Source organism: Rahnella sp. R3(2024) (assembly GCF_042920125.1).
Lineage (GTDB): Bacteria > Pseudomonadota > Gammaproteobacteria > Enterobacterales > Enterobacteriaceae > Rahnella > Rahnella rivi.
The window spans coordinates 2,692,370-2,711,638 of record NZ_JBHGBU010000001.1; the positions used below are offsets into that span (position 1 = coordinate 2,692,370).

Sequence of the window (19,269 nt, forward strand, 5' to 3'; positions counted from 1 at the left end):
AATATGGAGAAGATTAACCACGCTGGCTGGTGCGCAGATTTGGGTGACGGGCGTTATCAGAACCCTGTTTTGCATGCGGATTATTCGGACCCGGATATTGTTTGTGTGGGCGACGATATTTATATGGTGGCCTCGAGTTTTAACCATATTCCGGGCCTGCCCGTTCTTCATTCAACCGATCTGGTGAACTGGAAAATCATTAATCACGTCGTACAGCGGATTAACTCGCCGGCATACGACAGCATGCAGCCTGGTAAAGGGATCTGGGCGCCGAGTATTCGTTATCACAACGGGCTTTTTTGGGTGTTTTACAGCATGCCCGATGAAGGCATTTTTATGTCTTATGCCGAAGACCCGGCCAAAGAATGGAGCGAGCCGCAGTGTATTAAAGCGGTGAAAGGCTGGATCGACCCTTGTCCGTTCTGGGATGAGGACGGGCGGGCGTGGCTGGTTCATGCATTCGCCTACAGTCGTTCCGGAATCAAGCATCAGCTACAGCTTTGCGAAATGTCCCCGGACGCCACGTCCCTGCTCGATGAGGGTAAAATCATTTTCGATGGCGCGGTTTCCCATCCGACTATCGAAGGGCCCAAAGTCTACCGGCGTCATGGCTGGTATTATATTTTTGCCCCTGCCGGCGGCGTTGAAAGTGGCTGGCAGACCGTATTACGCTCCCGCCAGTTGAGCGGCCCGTTTGAGGCGCGCGATGTTTTACATCAGGGCACCACGACCGTGAATGGCCCTCACCAGGGCGGCTGGGTGGAACTTAAAAACGGCGAATGCTGGTTTGTTCATTTTCAGGATGCCGCACACAATGGCCGGATAGTGCACCTGCAACCTATGCGCTGGAACGGCGATGACTGGCCGGAGATCGGCGAAAAAATCAATGCCGAAGGGCTGGGGCAGCCGGTACCGGTGTACACAAAACCTGCTGCATACGCTCAGGGGATGCGATACGTTCCGCAAACGTCGGACAGTTTTGCCGACGGGCGCTTTGGCCTGCAATGGCAGTGGCAGGCGAACCCGCAGCCAGACTGGATAATCCCGTCGACGACTGGCCTGAAACTGGCCTGCCAGCCTTATGGCGAACGGGCTTTGTATGACACGCCGCAACTGCTTTTGCAGAAATTCTCCGCCCCTGAATTCACGGTGACCACCCGTCTGAGACCGCATTTTAACCATGACGGTGAGCAAAGCGGTTTGATTGTGTATGGCGAGAGATACGGAGCGGTTTCGGTGTGTCAGCAGGATGGCGGGTGGGTGCTGGTGTTCGATTTCGGGTGGATGAGCGATAAAGGCGTTCTGAGCCAGAAAAGAACCGTGCTGGCAACGCTCACTGGTCATGACGCGGTGTTCATCAGGGCGGATGTATTGTCACGTGGCGTTTGTCATTTTTCCTTCAGGCAGGTCGAAACGGAAGAGTGGAAAGCTGTTGAATCTCAATTTTCAATTTCAGCAGGGAAATGGGTGGGGGCGAAAATTGGCCTTTATTCGGCGGCCTCTGCTGTCAATGCTGATGCGGGCTACGGCGAGTTTGCCTATTTTTCGATGAGCGCCCGATAGCCATAAAAAAGCCAGCTCGCGGGAGCTGGCTGTTCTCTTCTTAAAGCACTTCACCGTTACTGCCAATCACTTTCTGATACCAGCCGAAGCTCTCTTTTTTAGAGCGCGCCATCGTGCCGGTGCCGTCGTCGTTTTTATCGACGTGAATGAAGCCGTAACGTTTGCTGTACTGGCCAGTGGTGAACGACACGCAGTCGATGCAGCCCCACGGCGTGTAGCCCATCAGATCCACGCCATCTTCCAGCACGGCTTTTTTCATCTGCTCGATGTGCGCCTTCAGATAGGCGATGCGGTAATCGTCGTGAATGACGCCGTCTTCACCGGCTTTGTCGATTGCGCCAAAGCCATTTTCGACGATAAACAGCGGCTTCTGATAACGTTCGTACAAGATATTCAGGGTGTAACGCAGACCGACAGGATCAATCTGCCAGCCCCAGTCGGATGCCTTCACATGTGGATTCGGCACGCTGCCCGCAAAGCCGGACAGGCCGTTATCGTCGCTCGGGTTGTGCGCCGAAATTGCGTTGCTCATGTAATAACTCAGCCCGATGTAATCGGCACAGCCGTCGCGCAGCGCCTGAAGATCGCCGTCTTCCATTTTGATATTGAAACCGCGGCGTTCCCACTCTTTCAGCGCATATGCCGGGTAATAACCGCGCATATGCACGTCGCTGAACAGGAAGCGTTCGTGCATCGCTTCGACGGAATACATCACGTCGTCCGGATGGCAGGAGAACGGATAAAGCGGCACCATGGCGATCATGCAGCCGATTTTGAAATCAGGATTAATGGCATGGCCGAGTTTGACCACTTTGGCACTGGCAACGAACTGATGATGCAGCACCTGATACATAGTTTCTTCCGGATTTTCCTGCTCGGTAAACACCACGCCGGAGCAGCAATAACCGAACAACGGGTACTTCCAGTTGCGCTGGTTGTTGATCTCGTTGAAGGTCATCCAGTATTTGACCTTGCCTTTGTAACGCTCCATGACCACCTGGCTGAAACGCACAAAGAAATCCACCACCTGACGGTTTTTCCAGCCGCCATATTCTTTCACCAGATGCCACGGCATCTCAAAGTGAGAAAGGGTAATGACCGGCTCGATATTGTGTTTGAGTAGTTCATCAAACATATCATCGTAGAATTGCAGACCGGCTTCGTTAGGCTGCAATTCGTCACCGTTCGGGAAGATGCGCGTCCACGCAATCGAGGTGCGGAAGCATTTGAAGCCCATCTCAGCGAACAGCGCAATATCTTCTTTGTAGTGCGAGTAGAAATCGACGGCTTCGTGGTTTGGATAACTGTAGCCCTCCAGCACGCCGTCGGTCATCACGCGGTCAACGCCGTGTGCGCCGCCGGAAAGCACGTCGCAGATGCTGATGCCTTTGCCGCCTTTGTTCCAGCCGCCTTCAACCTGATGCGCCGCTACCGCGCCGCCCCACAAGAAATCTTTCGGTAACTGATGACTCATTTGATTCTCCCTGGATACTTGATGAGGGCAGATTGCTTCTGCCCTGTAGATCGTAATGTCAGATTTAATTCATTTCCGCCTGCGCGGCACGACGGGATTCAGCCTGTACCTTTTTGGTGGCTACCACATCGGGCTCGTCTTTGAAGCCGACCAGCCAGGTGAAGAGCGCACCGAGAACAAAGGCCACGCTTATCGACAGCAGGAAGCCAAGGAACTGCGGCATGTGGCCTTCTTTAAAGAACACCGGCAGCACGGCGATACCCGGCAGGCAGTAGCTCCATGACACCGCATTAAAGGAACCGGCTATCGCGCCGCCGATACCGCCCGCAACGCAGCTGCACAGGAAAGGTTTTTTCAGGCGCAGCGCCACACCGTAAATGGCCGGTTCAGTGATGCCAAACAGACCAGTTACGCCCGCGGAGAGCGAGATGCCTTTCATTTCACGGCTGCGGGTTTTCAGGTACACGCCGAACATGCTGCCGGTCATCGCGAAGACGGCGGAAGCCTGCAGGCCGGTAAAGGTGTCATAACCCAAGGTCGCGTAGTTGCCGACGGTCACCGGCGTAATGCCCCAGTGAACGCCAAGCGTGACCAGCGGTTGCCAGAAGGCGCCGACCACGAAACCGGCAATGATCGGGCTGAGGTGATAGAGATAATTATAAACGCCGCCGATCGCGCCGCCGATCATGTTACCGACCGGGCCGAACACCAGCAGGGTCATCGGCACCATAATGGCGATACAGAACATGGGGGTGAACAGGTTACGGATAACCACCGGCAGCACTTTATTAAAGAAGTGCTCGATGTACGACATCGCCCAGACCATCAGAATGATCGGGATAACGGAGGCGGTGTAACTCAGGTATTTCACCGGAATGCCGAGGAAATCCAGCGTCGGTGCAGAAACCGGAATGCCGACCACGTTTTGCAGAATGTTGGCGATATCAGGATTGCTCACCGCTTCGCGCATCAGTTGCTGCATGGCCGGGTCAGCGGAGTTGATTGAGGTGATCTTGAACGCCGTCAGCATGTTCATGTAATCAGGGCTGATCAGCGCACACGCCGTAATCACGGCGGTGAAAGGGTTCACGTTGAATTTTTTGGCGGCAGTGAAGGCAATCATCACCGGCAGGAAAGTAAACGCCGTCCACGACACAAAGTTGAGAATACGGTAGGTGCCGCTGTTCGCATCCATAATCCCGACAGCGGCAAGGAAGGAGATGATCCCCTGTAAAATACCGCAGGCGGCGAGCTGATAAAGGAACGGGGTAAAAATGCTGGAGATGACGTCCATAACCCGGCTGACGATACCGACGTTTGGCGCTGAAACAGGTGCGTTTTCATCGATGTCGATCAGTTGTAATACCTGTTTATAGGCATCACTGACGTGGTTGCCGATCACCACCTGCATCTGGCCACCGGCCTCAATCACTGTGATCACGCCTTTTACACGTTTTAATTCTTCTTTATCGACGGCTTTATTATCTTTCAGAACAAAACGTAAACGAGTCGCGCAATGTGTGATGCTAATCACATTAGCATTGCCGCCGATATATTTAACAATATCCTGGGCTGTTTGTGCGTAATCAATGGCCATTATTTATTATTCTCCTGCCGGGGTGTACAGAGGTGAATTTTATTTTTTTTAATCGCTGGCAGGAGTGTAGCAAAAGAAAGGATGAAGTCACGATATAACAAAAAACAAGATTAGGAATATGTCACAACGTAAAAACACCCTGTTTTTTCATTGCGCTGGGTCACGTTTTATTAACGGAAGTTTCTTGCCGATAGTTTCAATAATATAAAGTACCGGGATCTGCGTAGTAATATTATATTGGCCTTCAAGCACGATTTGCGGCATGTGGTATGAGATGTTGAGGTCTGCCATGCGCGCCAGCGTGGAGTTCTCGCTGTTGGTCAGGCTGATGATCTTGCAATTGTGCTGGCTGAACTGTGTGGCAAAGCGCAGCACTTCTTCCGTTTCACCGGAGACAGAAAGAATAATGGCGATGGCATCTTTATACATATCGCTGTTGATCGGGAAATAAGGGTCGTCAATAAAGGTGCTGAATTTTCCAACATTAGAGAAAAAACGTGCGCTGTATTTCCCGAGTGAACCTGACGTTCCCACGCCCACAAATATAATGCGCTGGGCATCAGATATTTGTTTTGCGGCCTGATCTAATAATTCATCAAACTCGCTGTTATTAATACTTTTGAAATAGCTGATAATTTCACTGATTCCAAAAGAAACAGGCGGCTTTTCTTCATGTTCTAAAAACAGCTTAAAACGGATACGAAATTCTGAGTAACCGTCGCAATCCATCTTTTTACAGAAGCGCAAAACAGTGGTGGTAGACACGCCTGCTGCATCCGCCAGTTCGCGGATAGTCATGTACATCACTTTGTCGCCATTTTTGACGATGTAGTTATAGACCGTCAGTTCCAGTTCATTTAACGCGGAAATGGCTTTGTGTGTGAACATGAGGCGCCTGTTTGCAAAGATCGATTAAAGAACGAAAGTGGTGTCAGAGGTATTTTAACATCGTCACTTCGCAATCGACGTGACCTGTATTCCCCATTGCGCCATCAATGTGCTGGAAGCCGAGGCGTTCATACAGGGCAATGGCCTGAGTCAGGCTGGCGGTGGTTTCCAGATAGCAGCGGGCAAACCCTTGCTGACGCGCATGATCAATGGCCTGTAATGCCAGACGTTTAGCCAGACCCTGGCCGCGCAAAGAAGGCATGAAGTACATCTTCTGCAACTCGCACAAATCGTCTTCTGCACCTGACAGCGGTGCCATACCGCCACCACCGGCCACCACGCCATCCAGTTCCACCACCCAATAAGCACAGCGCGGCTGGCTGTAGCTTTCATACAGATGATCTAAATTCGGATCAGCGACGGTATAGCCTTTGTCAGCCGTCAGGCCAAATTCGGCAGAAACGTGGCGGATCACGTTAGCGATAGCGGCATTATCTTCAGGGCGGATCGGGCGCACCAGCACGCTGACAGGAAAGGTGGTCGTCATGTTACTCACTCAGTTTCAATAATCGGCAATCATACAGACCGTTTTAATACCATTTAAGGGCGGGTGGGCGCAACGCTGCCGTCCCCTCTGCGGCATATTCCTTAACGCAAATGAGAGTCTTTTTCATCTGAATTGTAAAGAATTCGTTGCCTCCTTGTACCGGAGCGTGATTAAATCTTCATCGTTATGTAAAGCACTACGCCTCTTTCTTAATTACAGGAGAGACGGTTTCTCATTCCTTTCAGGACGAAAGATAAAAAATGTCTGATAATAATCAACACAACGACAACCTGCATCAGGTCCGTTTTCATGGTAAGGGCGGAGAATATTTCGCAATCTGGCTGGTTAATGCATTACTGACCATTGTCACATTAGGGATTTATTCTGCATGGGCGACAGTACGCCGTCGTCGTTATTTTCTGGGTAATACTGAAATAAACGGTGATCGTTTTGATTATCACGCAAAGCCAATTCAAATATTGAAAGGCCGTTTGCTGGTGATTGCAGTGATCATTGTCTTTTATATTCTGGCGGCAATAATGCCGCATCTGGCGTTATTGTTCGTGCTGGCCTTTTTCGCCCTGCTGCCGTGGGTGATTATTCGCAGCTGGCGCTACAATGCGATCATGACCAGCTACCGTGGTGTGCGTTTTAATTATCACTGCAAAACAGGGCGCGCTTACTGGACCCTGTACCTGTGTCCGATCCTGCTGATGCTGGCGTTGTATATTCCGATTGTGGCCATCGTTCTGATTGCAGTTCAGACAGCCAGTATCAGTGCAATATTACTGAGCGTGGTGCTGGTGGCTGTCGCCTTAGTCCCTGGTATTGCTGCCGTTCAGGGGATTATCAGCGCCATGACCCACGACCTGTACGTCAATAATATGTTCTTTGGAAAGACGGCATTCAGTGCCGAATTAAAGAAAGCCGCATTTATTAAATACAGCCTGCTGGGCATTTTATTATTCCTGCCATTCCTTATCTTCGCCTTCTGGCTGATGGGATCGTTTATCACCACCCTGTATCAGATGGCTTTGATGGGCGGTATGTCTGATGACATGGCCAGTGCGATGCTGATGGGCAATCTGTTTGGTTTCTTCCTTGCCATCGTCATTCTGCTGGTGGGTTCCCTCGTGGTTGCCAGTTATCAGGTCGTGGCTATCCGTAATTACGTCTTTAACCAGACACGGATTGGCAGCGGGGTTAAGCTGCATTCCTCGATGAAAACCCTCTCCTACCTGGGGCTTCTGTTCACTAATGCGCTGATTGTGGTGTTCTCACTGGGTCTGGCGACGCCGGTGGCGCATGTGCGTATGGCGCGTTACATCGCCGCATCGACCGCTGTTTCTGGCGATTTATCACTGCTGGATGTGCAGGCACACAGCGATTCTGTTAACACGGCCGTTGCCGAAGAAGTTGCACAGGCGTTTGATCTTGGCGTCGGTATGTAATGCATGATCATTGAAGGCTTTTATCAGCCTCCGGGACGGGCAGCGCGTGAGGCTGCCCGCCTCTTTTTAGAAGAAGGACAGCAACTGACGCTGGACACGCCGGAATCGCAGACTCGATTTTCGCTGCGTGATATTGATGTTTCTGACGCGCTCGGCACTATCCCTTTATTCCTCACATTTCCCGACGGCAGCCGTTTTGTGCCTTCCGGTGACGCGGCGTTTCGTCACTGGCTGTCGCAGCATCGAAAGCCGGGCTGGGTTTATCGTATGGAAAGCCACAAGCGCGGTGTCATCCTTGCGCTGCTGTCGACCTGCCTGCTGATTATCTTTTATGTCTACGGTTTATTACCCTGGGCCAGTCATGCCATTGCGCTGCGAATTCCGACCACCATTGAGCAGAACCTCGGTCGTCATACGATGACGCTTCTGAAAGCCAGTGATTTTCAGGCATCGGCGCTGCCCGATGTCCGGCAGAGCGCTCTTCAGGCGCTGTTCCGGCAGGTGACTCCGCCGTCATTGCGCGATGACCGAACGCCGGTCAGCCTGAAACTGATGAATATTCCTGATACCGCTAATGCGTTTATGCTGGCGGATGGCACGCTGATCCTCAGCGATAAGCTGGTGGAACTCAGCCCCGGGGATGATGCGCTGGCGGCAGTCATGCTGCATGAAATGGCTCATCATGCTTATCGTCATCCGATGCGCATGCTGGTGCGCTCTTCGCTGGTGTCACTCACGCTCCTGTGGATGACCGGAGATGTCAGCGGTATCGGTGATACGCTTCTCCAGACGGCGTCACTTGCCAATGAATTGCAGTTTTCGCGTAGCATGGAGCGCGAGGCGGATGACTGGGCGATCGCAGAGATGAAGCGGGAAGGGCGGTCGCTGGCGCAAATGGCGCAAATTTATATGTTGCTCTCAGCGCAGTCGCAGAATGAAAAAATCCACGACAGCACGTTGCCGGACTGGCTGAGTACGCACCCGGCGATGCAATCACGGATTGAACATATCAGGGAAGCGGATAAACACGAGTTTCCCCGCCCATAAAAAAAGGCCGCTTGCGCGGCCTTTATCATTTTGCTTTAGCGAGTTTACAGCGCGGCAATCGTGGCTTTCTGCTCTGCAATCTTGAGTTTCGCTTCACCGCAGGCTGCCAGACGTTCGCGTTCTTTTGCGACAACGGCTTCTGGCGCACGCGCGACAAAACCTTCGTTAGACAATTTGCCTTCTATGGAAGCAATCTCGCCGTCGAGTTTTGCGATCTCTTTGTCGAGACGTGCCAGCTCAGCATCTTTGTCGATCAGACCCGCCATCGGGATCAGCAGTTCCGCGCCTTCGACCAGCTTGGTGACAGACACCGGGCCTTTGTCGCCGGCAGGCAGAATGGTGATGGATTCCAGACGCGCCAGAGATTTAATGAAGCTCAGGTTCTGTTCCACACGACGCTGTGCATCCGCACCTGCACCGCGCAGCAGCAGTTCCAGCGGCTTGGCCGGAGACAGGTTCATCTCGGCACGCACGTTACGGATTGCGATGATCGCCTGCTTGATCCACTCGAGATCGGCCAGCGCCAGTTCATCCGCTTTCGCCGCATCAAACTCAGGGAAAGGTTGCAGCATGATGGTTTCAGCTGTGATGCCTTTCAGCGTTTTCACGCGCTGCCAGATGGTTTCAGTGATGAACGGAATGATCGGATGCGCAAGACGCAGCAGACCTTCCAGCACTTCCACCAGCGTATGACGGGTACCGCGCAGTTGTGCTTCGCTGCCCCCGTTCATGACCGGCTTGGTCAGCTCCAGATACCAGTCGCAGAACTGGTTCCAGGTGAATTCATACAGAATGCTGGCAGCCAGATCGAAGCGATAGCTGTCCATCGCGTCACGGTAGGCTTTCACCGTGCGGTTATATTCTGCGAGGATCCAGCGGTCAGCCAGTGACAGCTCAAGTTCGCCGCCGTTCAGGCCACAATCCTGATTTTCGGTGTTCATCAGTACGAAGCGGCTGGCGTTCCACAGCTTGTTACAGAAGTTGCGGTAGCCTTCAAGACGCTTCATGTCCCAGTTGATATCACGGCCAGTAGAAGCCAGCGCCGCCAGCGTGAAGCGCAGGGCGTCGGTGCCGTGCGGTTCGATACCGTTCGGGAATTGCTTCTCGGTACGCTTGCGGATTTTTTCCGCCAGCTGAGGCTGCATCATGTTGCCGGTACGTTTTTCCAGCAGGTCTTCCAGTGAGATACCGTCAATCATATCCAGCGGATCGATAACGTTACCTTTGGACTTGGACATTTTCTGCCCTTCGTCGTCGCGGATAAGACCGGTCATGTAAACGGTATTAAACGGAACCTGTGGCTTGCCGTTTTCGTCTTTCACGAAGTGCATGGTCATCATGATCATGCGCGCGATCCAGAAGAAGATGATGTCGAAGCCGCTCACGACCACGCTTGAAGGGTGGAAGGCTTTGAGATCAGGCGTCTGTTCTGGCCAGCCCAGCGTGGAGAAAGTCCACAGGCCGGAAGAGAACCAGGTGTCGAGCACGTCTTCGTCCTGAGTCAGCACGACGTCTGCGCCCAGATTGTTTTCGCTGCGTACTTCCGCTTCGTCGCGGCCAACGAAAACGTTGCCTTCGGCGTCATACCACGCAGGAATGCGGTGTCCCCACCACAGCTGACGGGAAATACACCAGTCCTGAATGTCACGCATCCAGCTGAAGTACATGTTTTCGTACTGTTTAGGCACGAACTGGATCTCACCTTGCTCAACGGCTTCTACTGCCACTTTCGCCAGCGGCGCGGTACGGACGTACCACTGGTCGGTCAGCATTGGCTCGATCACCACGCCGCCACGGTCGCCGTAAGGTACGGTCAGATCGTGAGGTTTAACTTCTTCCAGCAGGCCCGCTTCATCAAAGGCTGCGACCACGGCTTTACGCGCAGCAAAACGCTCAAGGCCACGGAACTGCTCAGGGATATCATTGGCACATGCATCACTTTCTTCGCCGTTAGTATCGAATACTTCAGCGGTCTGGCGGATATCGCCATCGAAAGTCAGGATGTTGATCATCGGCAGGCCGTGACGTTTACCGACTTCATAGTCGTTAAAGTCATGCGCAGGCGTGATCTTCACGCAGCCGGTGCCTTTTTCCATATCCGCGTGTTCATCGCCCAAAATAGGAATGCGACGGCCCACCAGCGGCAGAATGATCTCTTTGCCGATCAGATCTTTGTAACGCGGATCTTCCGGGTTAACGGCCACGCCGGTATCACCGAGCACGGTTTCCGGACGAGTGGTGGCGACCACCAGATAATCTTTGCCTTCAGCAGTTTTCGCGCCGTCAGCCAGCGGATAACGCAGGTGCCACATGGAACCTTTGGATTCGCGGTTTTCTACTTCGAGGTCGGAGATGGCGGTGCGCAGTTTCGGATCCCAGTTCACCAGGCGTTTGCCACGGTAAATCAGGTCTTCTTTGTACAGGCGAACAAACACTTCGCGCACGGCGTTGGACAGGCCTTCATCCATGGTGAAGCGCTCGCGCTCCCAGTCCACGGAGTCGCCGAGGCGGCGCATCTGGCGGGTAATGGTGCCGCCGGATTCTGCTTTCCAGTCCCAGATTTTGTTGATAAACGCTTCACGGCCATAGTCGTGACGGGTTTTGCCTTCTTCGGCCGCGATTTTACGCTCAACCACCATTTGCGTTGCGATACCCGCATGGTCGGTGCCCGCCTGCCACAGGGTGTTTTTGCCCTGCATGCGCTGATAGCGGATCATGGCGTCCATGATGGTTTGCTGGAAAGCATGACCCATGTGCAAGCTGCCGGTAACGTTCGGCGGCGGGATCATGATGGCAAAGCTTTCTTTACTGGTATCACCATGTGGCTTGAAATAGCCCTGTTGTTCCCAGTGCTCGTAAAGCGGCTGCTCGATGTCTTGCGGGTTATATGTCTTATCCATTTCGCTTCGTATTTTCGTCGGTCGATGTGGTGACGGAGGGCGGCGTGGCCGTCGTCAAAGAGAAACCCACGCTGCGATAGGCTTTGTAGCGTTCGCGCGCAAGTTGTTTAAGGGAATCTTCGTAAGGAACGAAGTCTACCACTTCATGGAAAGCAGTAGCAAAATCTGCAAACTCAGGCAGCAGGCTTATCAGCAGGTCGCGTGGCGCATTGCCGCGCTTACCTGGCCAGCAGAGCTCCACCGGCGCACCAAAACGCGGGCCTTCGCCCGCCAGATTGTGCGGCACAAAGTGGCTCGGATCGCGCTTCCAGAGTGCTTCATCCAGACGCTCGGCCTGTTGTTGATCTTCACAAGCCAGCAGGACACGTTTGCCCATCCGGTAACGTTCAGCGGCGACCTGACAGGCCAGCGCTTCGTGTGAGCTGAGCTCGCCACTTGCATCCGGCGCATCGAGAAGAAAAAAGGTTGCCTGTTTCATGATGAGTTCACTGTGCTGCTGAGAAAAAACAGGGGCGCAACTGGGTGCGCCCGCCTGTGAAGGGTCTGGCGAGCCAAACCCTGAGGGTGAAATTATACCTTATTTGACGGGTGAATCAGATCATTCATCACCGTCAAGACCGGCACGGTTGAGCAGGAACTGTGACAGCAGCGCGACCGGGCGACCTGTTGCCCCTTTGTTTTTCCCTGAACGCCATGCAGTACCGGCGATGTCCAGATGCGCCCAGCTGTATTTACGGGTGAAGCGCGACAGGAAGCAACCGGCGGTGATAGCACCCCCTGCACGGCCACCAATGTTTGCCATATCAGCAAAGTTGGAGTCCAGCTGTTCCTGATATTCGTCAGCCAGCGGCAGACGCCATGCGCGGTCACCTGCCTGCTCGGAGGCGCCAATCAGCTCATGGGCCAGCGGATTGTGGTTAGACAGCAACCCGGTGATGTGATGACCAAGGGCAATCACGCAGGCACCGGTCAGCGTGGCGACGTCAATCACCAGCTCAGGATCGAAACGTTCGACGTAGGTCAGCGCGTCACACAGCACCAGACGGCCTTCCGCGTCGGTGTTCAGCACTTCGACAGTCTGGCCGGACATTGTCGTCAAAATGTCACCCGGACGGAACGCCTGGCCGCCTGGCATGTTTTCACAGCCAGCGAGGACGCCAATCACGTTGAGCGGCAAATTCAGTTCAGCCACGACGCGCATTGCGCCATACACCGCGGCTGCACCACACATGTCGTACTTCATTTCATCCATATCCGCGGCGGGCTTGATGGAAATACCGCCGGAATCGAAGGTCAGGCCTTTGCCGACGAGCACGATAGGCTTAGCGTCCGGATTAGGATTGCCCTTATATTCCATCACCGACATCAGCGATTCGTTTTTCGAACCCTGACCGACGGCCAGATAAGCGTTCATCCCCAGCTCTTTCATCTGCTGTTCGCCGATAACGCGGGTGGTGATGTTCGTGCTGAACGCGTCGGCGAGCTGACGCGCCTGTGACGCCAGATAAGCGGCGTTACAGATGTTTGGTGGCATATTGCCCAGATCTTTCGCGGCTTTGATGCCAGCGGAGACGGCTAAACCGTGCTGGATGGCGCGCTCACCGCTGGTCAGTTCACGGCGGGTTGGCACGTTGAAGACCATTTTACGCAGCGGACGGCGAGGTTCGACTTTATTGCTTTTCAGCTGGTCGAAGGTATAAAGCGATTCTTTAGAGGTTTCGACCGCCTGGCGCACTTTCCAGTAAGTATTGCGCCCTTTTACGTGCAGCTCGGTGAGGAAGCAAACGGCTTCCATAGAACCGGTGTCGTTCAGGGTATTGATCGTTTTCTGGATAACCTGTTTGTACTGGCGCTCATCCAGTTCGCGTTCTTTGCCACAACCAATCAGCAAAATGCGTTCTGAAAGAATATTCGGTACATGATGCAGCAACAGGGTCTGGCCCACTTTGCCTTCAAGTTCGCCACGGCGGAGCAGGGCACTGATATAGCCATCACTGATTTTATCGAGCTGTTCGGCAATCGGTGACAGACGGCGAGGTTCGAAAACGCCGACTACAATACAGGCACTGCGTTGTTTTTCCGGGCTACCGCTTTTTACGCTGAACTCCATGCACTCTCCTGAATCTTAAAGACAAGGGCGGGAGGTACGGCTAGAATGGTTGCCGGAGACACTCTCCCGTCATTGTGTTAACGACCTGTGTTAACCTTAAACGGCGTTAGTTTTTATTTTGGCGGCTATAAGCATGTTCCTATAGGACACCCCAATTCTCGGTGTTGTAATACTATTTTAGCTGTGAAGGTTGCCATATGATGAGAATAAATGACGGATTAGCGATGAAACTAGCGATTTTCCTTCAAAAAGACAAGTTTTCACAGGCGTATTAAGCGTGATCATCATTAGATATCTGGTTAGGGAAACCTTCAAGAGCCAATTTGCCATTCTGTTCATTCTGCTTCTCATCTTCTTTTGTCAGAAGCTGGTCAGGGTGCTTGGAGCGGCAGTCGATGGCGATATCCCAACAAATTTAGTTCTGTCACTTCTGGGTTTAGGTATTCCGGAAATGGCGCAGCTTATCCTTCCTCTCAGCCTTTTCCTCGGCTTGCTGATGACGCTCGGTAAATTGTATACCGACAGTGAAATCACGGTCATGCATGCCTGTGGTCTTGGAAAACGGTCGCTGGTCATCGCGGCGATGGTATTGGCGTTATTTACCTCAGTTTTCGCCGGCTTTAACGCGATATGGTTAAGCCCGTGGTCATCGAAACATCAGGATGCGGTTCTGGCGGAAGCCAAAGCCAATCCCAGTATGGCGGCGATGGTTGAAGGCCAGTTCCAGCAGGCACAAAACGGCAATGCAGTACTGTTCGTGGGTAACGTGAAAGGTAAGGAATTCCATAACGTCTTCCTGGCGCAACTGCGCCCGAGTGGCAACCAGCGTCCTTCGGTGGTGGTGGCAGATAAAGGCCACATGTTGCAACGTCCGGACGGTTCTCAGGTCGTGACTCTGGATCAGGGCACGCGCTATGAGGGCACGGCCTTGCTGCGCGATTTCCGCGTCACTGACTTTACCGATTATCTTGCCGTTATTGGTCATCAGACCGTTCAGCTGGATCCGAACGAGTCCGATCAGATGAGCATGTCGCAACTCTGGCATTCCGATGAGCCGGAAGCGCGTGCAGAGCTTAACTGGCGTATCACATTAATTGTGTCTGTCTTTATCATGGCGCTGTTAGTGGTTCCGCTTAGCGTGGTGAACCCGCGTCAGGGCCGCGTGCTGAGCATGTTGCCGGCTATCCTGCTTTATCTGATTTTCTTCCTGCTGCAAACCTCCCTGCGTTCCAATGGCGCGAAAGGTAAACTGGATCCGATGGTCTGGATGTGGGGCACTAACCTGCTCTACCTCGCACTGGCATTGGTTCTGAATGCATGGGATACCTTGCCGGTTCGTAAGGTCCGCGCGCGTCTGAGAGGAGTTGCCTGATGTTTGGCGTATTAGACCGGTACATCGGTCGCACGATCTTCAACACCATCATGATGACGTTGTTCATGCTGGTGTCACTCTCCGGCATCATCAAGTTTGTTGACCAGTTGCGTAAGGTCGGGCAGGGCGGATATTCAGCGGCGGGCGCAGGGCTTTACACCTTGCTGAGCGTTCCGAAAGATATCGAGATCTTCTTCCCAATGGCCGCACTACTCGGTGCATTGCTGGGGCTTGGCACACTGGCAACACGCAGTGAGCTGGTGGTCATGCAGGCCTCTGGTTTCACCCGTATGCAGATCGCTGCATCGGTGATGAAAACGGCAATTCCGCTGGTGCTGCTGACCATGGCGATTGGTGAGTGGGTCGCGCCGCAGGGCGAGCAGATGGCGCGTAACTATCGTGCGCAGCAGATGTACGGCGGTTCGCTGCTCTCCACTCAAAACGGGCTGTGGGCAAAAGACGGGCATGACTTTATCTACATTGAGCGTGTTGCGGGTGAGAAAGAACTCACTGGCGTGAACATCTACCATTTCGATGATCAGAACAAGCTGCAATCGGTGCGTTATGCCTCTTCAGCGACCTTTGATAATGGCGAGTGGAAACTCTCTCAGGTGGATGAATCAGACCTGACTGATAAGCTGCAAATCACCGGTTCCCAGACCCTTTCCGGCGTGTGGAAAACCAACCTGACACCGGACAAACTCGGTGTCGTGGCGCTGGATCCGGATGCGTTGTCGATAAGCGGGCTCTACAACTACGTAAAATACCTCAAGCAGAGCGGCCAGGAGTCCAAGCGTTACCAGCTGAACATGTGGAGTAAAATCTTCTCTCCGCTGTCTGTTGCCGTAATGATGCTGATGGCGCTTTCGTTCATCTTCGGGCCGCTGCGCAGCGTGCCGATGGGCGTGCGGGTGGTGACGGGGATCTGCTTTGGTTTCCTGTTCTACGTGCTTGATCAGATTTTCGGCCCGCTGAGCCTGGTTTACAGCATTCCGCCGATTCTGGGCGCATTGCTGCCAAGCGGACTGTTCCTCGTCATCAGCATGTATTTGCTGTTGAAGAAAAAGTAAAACCGCAGATTCAGATAAACAAAAAGCAGGCTCTTTACAGAGGCCTGCTTTTTTTACGTCTGAATGCGGAGGTCTGAACAATCAGATCTCGTTATTGCGCACCAGATCAGCCACCAGATCGTTCACGCCATCGCTCATGTTTTTAAACTTGGTCAGCTCGCTGCGGGTCACCACCACGAACACACCGACACCGCGTTGCGGTACCATCGCAACATAAGTGATAAAACCACCGCCGCCACCGGTTTTCTGAATGATGCGCGGTAACAGTGGGGTTGGCGCCATGGTCACCCATCCCATGCCCAGCGAGTCCGCCATGCCCGGTACGTCCATCCCCTTAAGCGACACTAAATCAGAACGTTTGTAATACATTTTCTGCGCCATCTCGGCGGTAGAGGTGCGTTGCCCGAGGAACTGACGCATCCAGCGGCCCATATCAGCCGGCGTCGAGTACAGCCCGCCACTGCCTGCTGCTGCGGTGGTGTTGATGCATGGCGTCGGTCGCAGGCCCACCATCAGCCTTGCACACTGGCTGGCATTTGGCGTGAGCGTGGTGTCGATCATGCCGAGCGGCTGGGTGATCTGCTCGCGCAGAAGTTGGGTGTAAGGTTTATTCGCGGCTTTTGATAACGCATCCGACAACAGATCAAATGCCAGATTAGAGTAAGACGCGCGGGCGCCCGGCGGCACGGTCATTTTGGCGACGCTCAGCCAGTTCCAGCGATCGCTTTTCGTCGGCCAGGTAAATACATCACGATGCGCAACGCCACCCGGTTGCTCACGCGGCAGCCCACTGGTGTGCGTCGCCAGATTCAGCAACGTGATGGGATTGGTGCCGTTGTAACTGGGTACGCGGGCACCGGCAGGTGCATATTTACGCAGCGGGTCATTAATACTGACTTTGCCCTGTTGCGCCATTTTGACCAGCACTTCGCTGGTAATCAGCTTAGTCAGCGACGCAACGCGCACGAGGGAGTCTTCACGTGGACGCACATCGGAACCGGGGCGGGTTTCACCAAAACTGCGGAACACCTGCTGATTGTTATCCACCACCACCAGCGCCATTCCCATTGCGCCACTGCCGTAAAAAATGTGTTCTGCATGGTCATCCACGACCTGCGACGCGAGACGCGCGTTTTGTTGCGCATAGCTCCATAAAGGCGTACTGGCAAAGGCCAGCGCAAGGAGCGAAAGAGAGATTTTTTTCAACAAGCGGGTATCCATCAACAGGGCATCAACTATTCGTGATTTGTATACTAATGCGAAGTTTGAGAAACGGCATGAGAAAAACGCGCCCAAATCGAAGATTTTTGTCAACAAAACCCCCACTTACCGCCGCTGATGTTTGTTTTTTCAACACTTAAACCGAACAGGGTGGGATAACTATTGCGTGACCTGCTGGGCTGGGTATAATGCCCACGTTTTCCGCATACTACTTTCTGTGCCGAAGTGGCGAAATCGGTAGACGCAGTTGACTCAAAATCAACCGCCGCAAGGCGTGCCGGTTCGATTCCGGCCTTCGGCACCATTAGTATGTAAATCAAGTCACCCACGGGTGGCTTTTTTTATGCCTAAAATCCAGTTCCCGCAAGGCTTTTCCCCGCTTATTAGTCAACCGACGTCAATCTAAGTTACCTCACATCAACATGTCTGGGAGTATAGAACCGGGTATATGCTGGTTCGATAATGCTTTTATACTCACGGCAGCATTTGGAAGGAATACCATCAAGGCCCTGACTGATACCAAGGTGCGTTCGGCAAAACCAGAAGCAAAGGAATACTCGCTAGTACAAGGCGATGGCATGTTTTTGTTGATACACCCTAACGGCTCTAAATACTGGCGTTTCCGCTTTCGCTTTGGTGGCAAGCAACACCTGATGGCCTTTGGCGTTTACCCAGAGACATCTCTTGCTGATGCCAGGAATAAAAGAGAAGCTGCCAGAAAATTGGTGGCGGCAGGCATCGATCCTCGTGAACAAAAGCGAGCAGTAAAAGAAGAGTTGGCTAAAGAAGTCTTCACTTTCGAAGTGGTTGCCAGAGAATGGCATGCGACTAATAAGAAGTGGTCAAAAGATCACAGCAATCGTGTTTTGAAAACCCTCGAGGACAACCTCTTCCCCTTCATCGGTAAATGCAATATTGGCGAACTTAAAACCCGTGATTTGCTGGCACCCATCAAAGCGGTAGAGAAATCAGGGCGTCTTGAGGTGGCTTCGCGCCTACAGCAGCGCACGACAGCAATCATGCGCTATGCTGTACAAAGCTGTTTGACGGATTACAATCCTGCGCAGGAAATGGCTGGAGCCGTCGCTACAGCAAAACGGCAACATCGCCCCGCCTTAGAACTTAGCCGTACTCCTGAACTACTTCACCGTATCGATACCTACACCGGCAGACCGCTTACTCGTTTAGCTATAGAAATGACGCTGCTGGTCTTTATCCGCTCCAGTGAACTGCGTTTCGCCCGTTGGTCAGAGATCGACTTCGATACATCAATGTGGACGATACCGGCAGATCGTGAACCATTAGAAGGTGTTAAACATTCTCACCGTGGATCTAAGATGCGAATGCCTCACCTGGTACCGTTATCTCGTCAGGCCCTTGCCGTCCTTGAGAAAATAAAACGGCTAAATGGTAATCGCGATTTAATTTTCGTTGGCGATCATGACCCACGTAAACCTATGAGTGAAAACACGGTTAACAATGCACTGCGTGTGATGGGCTATGACACTAAGGCGGAAGTCTGTGGTCACGGTTTTAGAACCATGGCATGCAGTTCGTTGATTGAGTCAGGGATGTGGTCTAAGGATGCAGTAGAGCGGCAGATGAGCCATCAGGAGCGGAACTCTGTACGTGCGTCTTACATTCATAAGGCAGAGCACTTGGATGAACGCAGGCTAATGCTGCAGTGGTGGGCTGATTATCTGGATGCAAACAGACAGAAAACTACCTCACCTTTTGATTATGCAAAAGTAAATAATCCATTCAAGTAACCATCACAAGTCTGTTGTAATATTACGTCTCATTCAAGGATTTTTTATTTCACTTAAAGCCTCTGTCAAACGACAGGGGCTTTTTGCGTTTTAATCAACCTAAAGTAAATTATGGTGGATAATAACATTTGTTGTCTGTAGACGCATATCTGAAACACGGATTTAGCCAGAACGACGCCAATGACTTTTATCGAGTTCATAAGGTAATATCTTTGGAAGAAGAACACTCAGCATAAGTGTGTCAGGACTTACGCTGAGGG

The 19,269-nt window shown here is 52.7% G+C and carries 14 protein-coding genes and 1 tRNA gene; 7 read left to right on the forward strand and 8 right to left on the reverse strand.

Annotated features, from left to right (window positions below):
* The first annotated feature begins 3 nt into the window (after positions 1-3).
* Complete coding sequence (locus ABSH60_RS12235) at positions 4-1,563, forward strand: family 43 glycosylhydrolase (RefSeq protein WP_390974142.1); 1,560 nt, start codon at positions 4-6, stop codon at positions 1,561-1,563.
* Between the two features lie 40 nt (positions 1,564-1,603).
* Here the strand turns inward: ABSH60_RS12235 and ABSH60_RS12240 are convergent, their stop codons facing one another.
* The 4 genes from ABSH60_RS12240 to ABSH60_RS12255 all read right to left on the reverse strand — a co-directional run bounded on the left by ABSH60_RS12240 (position 1,604) and on the right by ABSH60_RS12255 (position 6,069).
* Positions 1,604-3,037 carry a 6-phospho-beta-glucosidase gene (locus ABSH60_RS12240; RefSeq protein WP_390974144.1) on the reverse strand — a complete coding sequence of 478 codons (1,434 nt, stop codon included), beginning with the start codon at positions 3,035-3,037 and terminating at the stop codon, positions 1,604-1,606.
* 64 nt (positions 3,038-3,101) lie between these two features.
* A complete protein-coding gene (locus tag ABSH60_RS12245) occupies positions 3,102-4,634 on the reverse strand; it encodes a PTS transporter subunit EIIC (RefSeq protein WP_056776524.1) in 1,533 nt (510 codons plus the stop codon).
* A gap of 147 nt (positions 4,635-4,781) precedes the next feature.
* A complete protein-coding gene (locus tag ABSH60_RS12250; RefSeq protein WP_183848432.1) occupies positions 4,782-5,522 on the reverse strand; it encodes a MurR/RpiR family transcriptional regulator in 741 nt (246 codons plus the stop codon).
* Positions 5,523-5,565: 43 nt separating this feature from the next.
* Positions 5,566-6,069 (reverse strand): GNAT family N-acetyltransferase, encoded by a 504-nt coding sequence (locus ABSH60_RS12255; protein ID WP_122094377.1) that lies wholly within the window; start codon positions 6,067-6,069, stop codon positions 5,566-5,568.
* A 260-nt stretch (positions 6,070-6,329) separates the two neighbouring features.
* Between ABSH60_RS12255 and ABSH60_RS12260 the strand changes: the two genes are divergently transcribed.
* Together ABSH60_RS12260 and ABSH60_RS12265 are read left to right on the forward strand one after the other, a co-directional pair.
* The gene (locus tag ABSH60_RS12260) at positions 6,330-7,520 is read left to right on the forward strand and encodes a DUF898 family protein (protein ID WP_390974147.1); all 1,191 of its coding nucleotides are present in this window, start codon (positions 6,330-6,332) and stop codon (positions 7,518-7,520) included.
* Between the two features lie 3 nt (positions 7,521-7,523).
* On the forward strand, positions 7,524-8,567 hold the full coding sequence (locus tag ABSH60_RS12265; RefSeq protein ID WP_390974149.1) for a M48 family metalloprotease: 1,044 nt from the start codon (positions 7,524-7,526) through the stop codon (positions 8,565-8,567).
* A gap of 44 nt (positions 8,568-8,611) precedes the next feature.
* Here the strand turns inward: ABSH60_RS12265 and ABSH60_RS12270 are convergent, their stop codons facing one another.
* From ABSH60_RS12270 to pepA, 3 genes are all read right to left on the reverse strand, one after another.
* Positions 8,612-11,467 carry a valine--tRNA ligase gene (locus ABSH60_RS12270; protein ID WP_390974151.1) on the reverse strand — a complete coding sequence of 952 codons (2,856 nt, stop codon included), beginning with the start codon at positions 11,465-11,467 and terminating at the stop codon, positions 8,612-8,614.
* Positions 11,460-11,945 (reverse strand): DNA polymerase III subunit chi, encoded by a 486-nt coding sequence (locus ABSH60_RS12275; RefSeq protein WP_122094369.1) that lies wholly within the window; start codon positions 11,943-11,945, stop codon positions 11,460-11,462. The genes ABSH60_RS12270 and ABSH60_RS12275 overlap by 8 nt, the downstream gene beginning before the upstream one ends.
* A 120-nt stretch (positions 11,946-12,065) precedes the next feature.
* Positions 12,066-13,577 carry a leucyl aminopeptidase gene (gene pepA, locus ABSH60_RS12280; RefSeq protein ID WP_056776547.1) on the reverse strand — a complete coding sequence of 504 codons (1,512 nt, stop codon included), beginning with the start codon at positions 13,575-13,577 and terminating at the stop codon, positions 12,066-12,068.
* A 277-nt stretch (positions 13,578-13,854) separates the two neighbouring features.
* Between pepA and lptF the strand changes: the two genes are divergently transcribed.
* Both lptF and lptG read left to right on the forward strand, forming a co-directional pair.
* On the forward strand, positions 13,855-14,949 hold the full coding sequence (gene lptF / locus ABSH60_RS12285; protein WP_056776550.1) for an LPS export ABC transporter permease LptF: 1,095 nt from the start codon (positions 13,855-13,857) through the stop codon (positions 14,947-14,949).
* Positions 14,949-16,019, forward strand: a complete 1,071-nt coding sequence (lptG, locus tag ABSH60_RS12290) for an LPS export ABC transporter permease LptG (protein WP_056776552.1) — start codon at positions 14,949-14,951, stop codon at positions 16,017-16,019. Before lptF ends, lptG begins: the two co-directional genes overlap by 1 nt.
* An 81-nt stretch (positions 16,020-16,100) precedes the next feature.
* Here the strand turns inward: lptG and ampH are convergent, their stop codons facing one another.
* On the reverse strand, positions 16,101-17,240 hold the full coding sequence (ampH, locus tag ABSH60_RS12295) for a D-alanyl-D-alanine-carboxypeptidase/endopeptidase AmpH (protein ID WP_217204456.1): 1,140 nt from the start codon (positions 17,238-17,240) through the stop codon (positions 16,101-16,103).
* A 219-nt stretch (positions 17,241-17,459) separates the two neighbouring features.
* Here ampH and ABSH60_RS12300 point away from each other — a divergent pair.
* Positions 17,460-17,544, forward strand: a tRNA-Leu gene (locus ABSH60_RS12300).
* Between the two features lie 196 nt (positions 17,545-17,740).
* Positions 17,741-19,009, forward strand: a complete 1,269-nt coding sequence (locus tag ABSH60_RS12305) for an integrase arm-type DNA-binding domain-containing protein (RefSeq protein WP_390975749.1) — start codon at positions 17,741-17,743, stop codon at positions 19,007-19,009.
* Positions 19,010-19,269 lie beyond the last annotated feature (260 nt).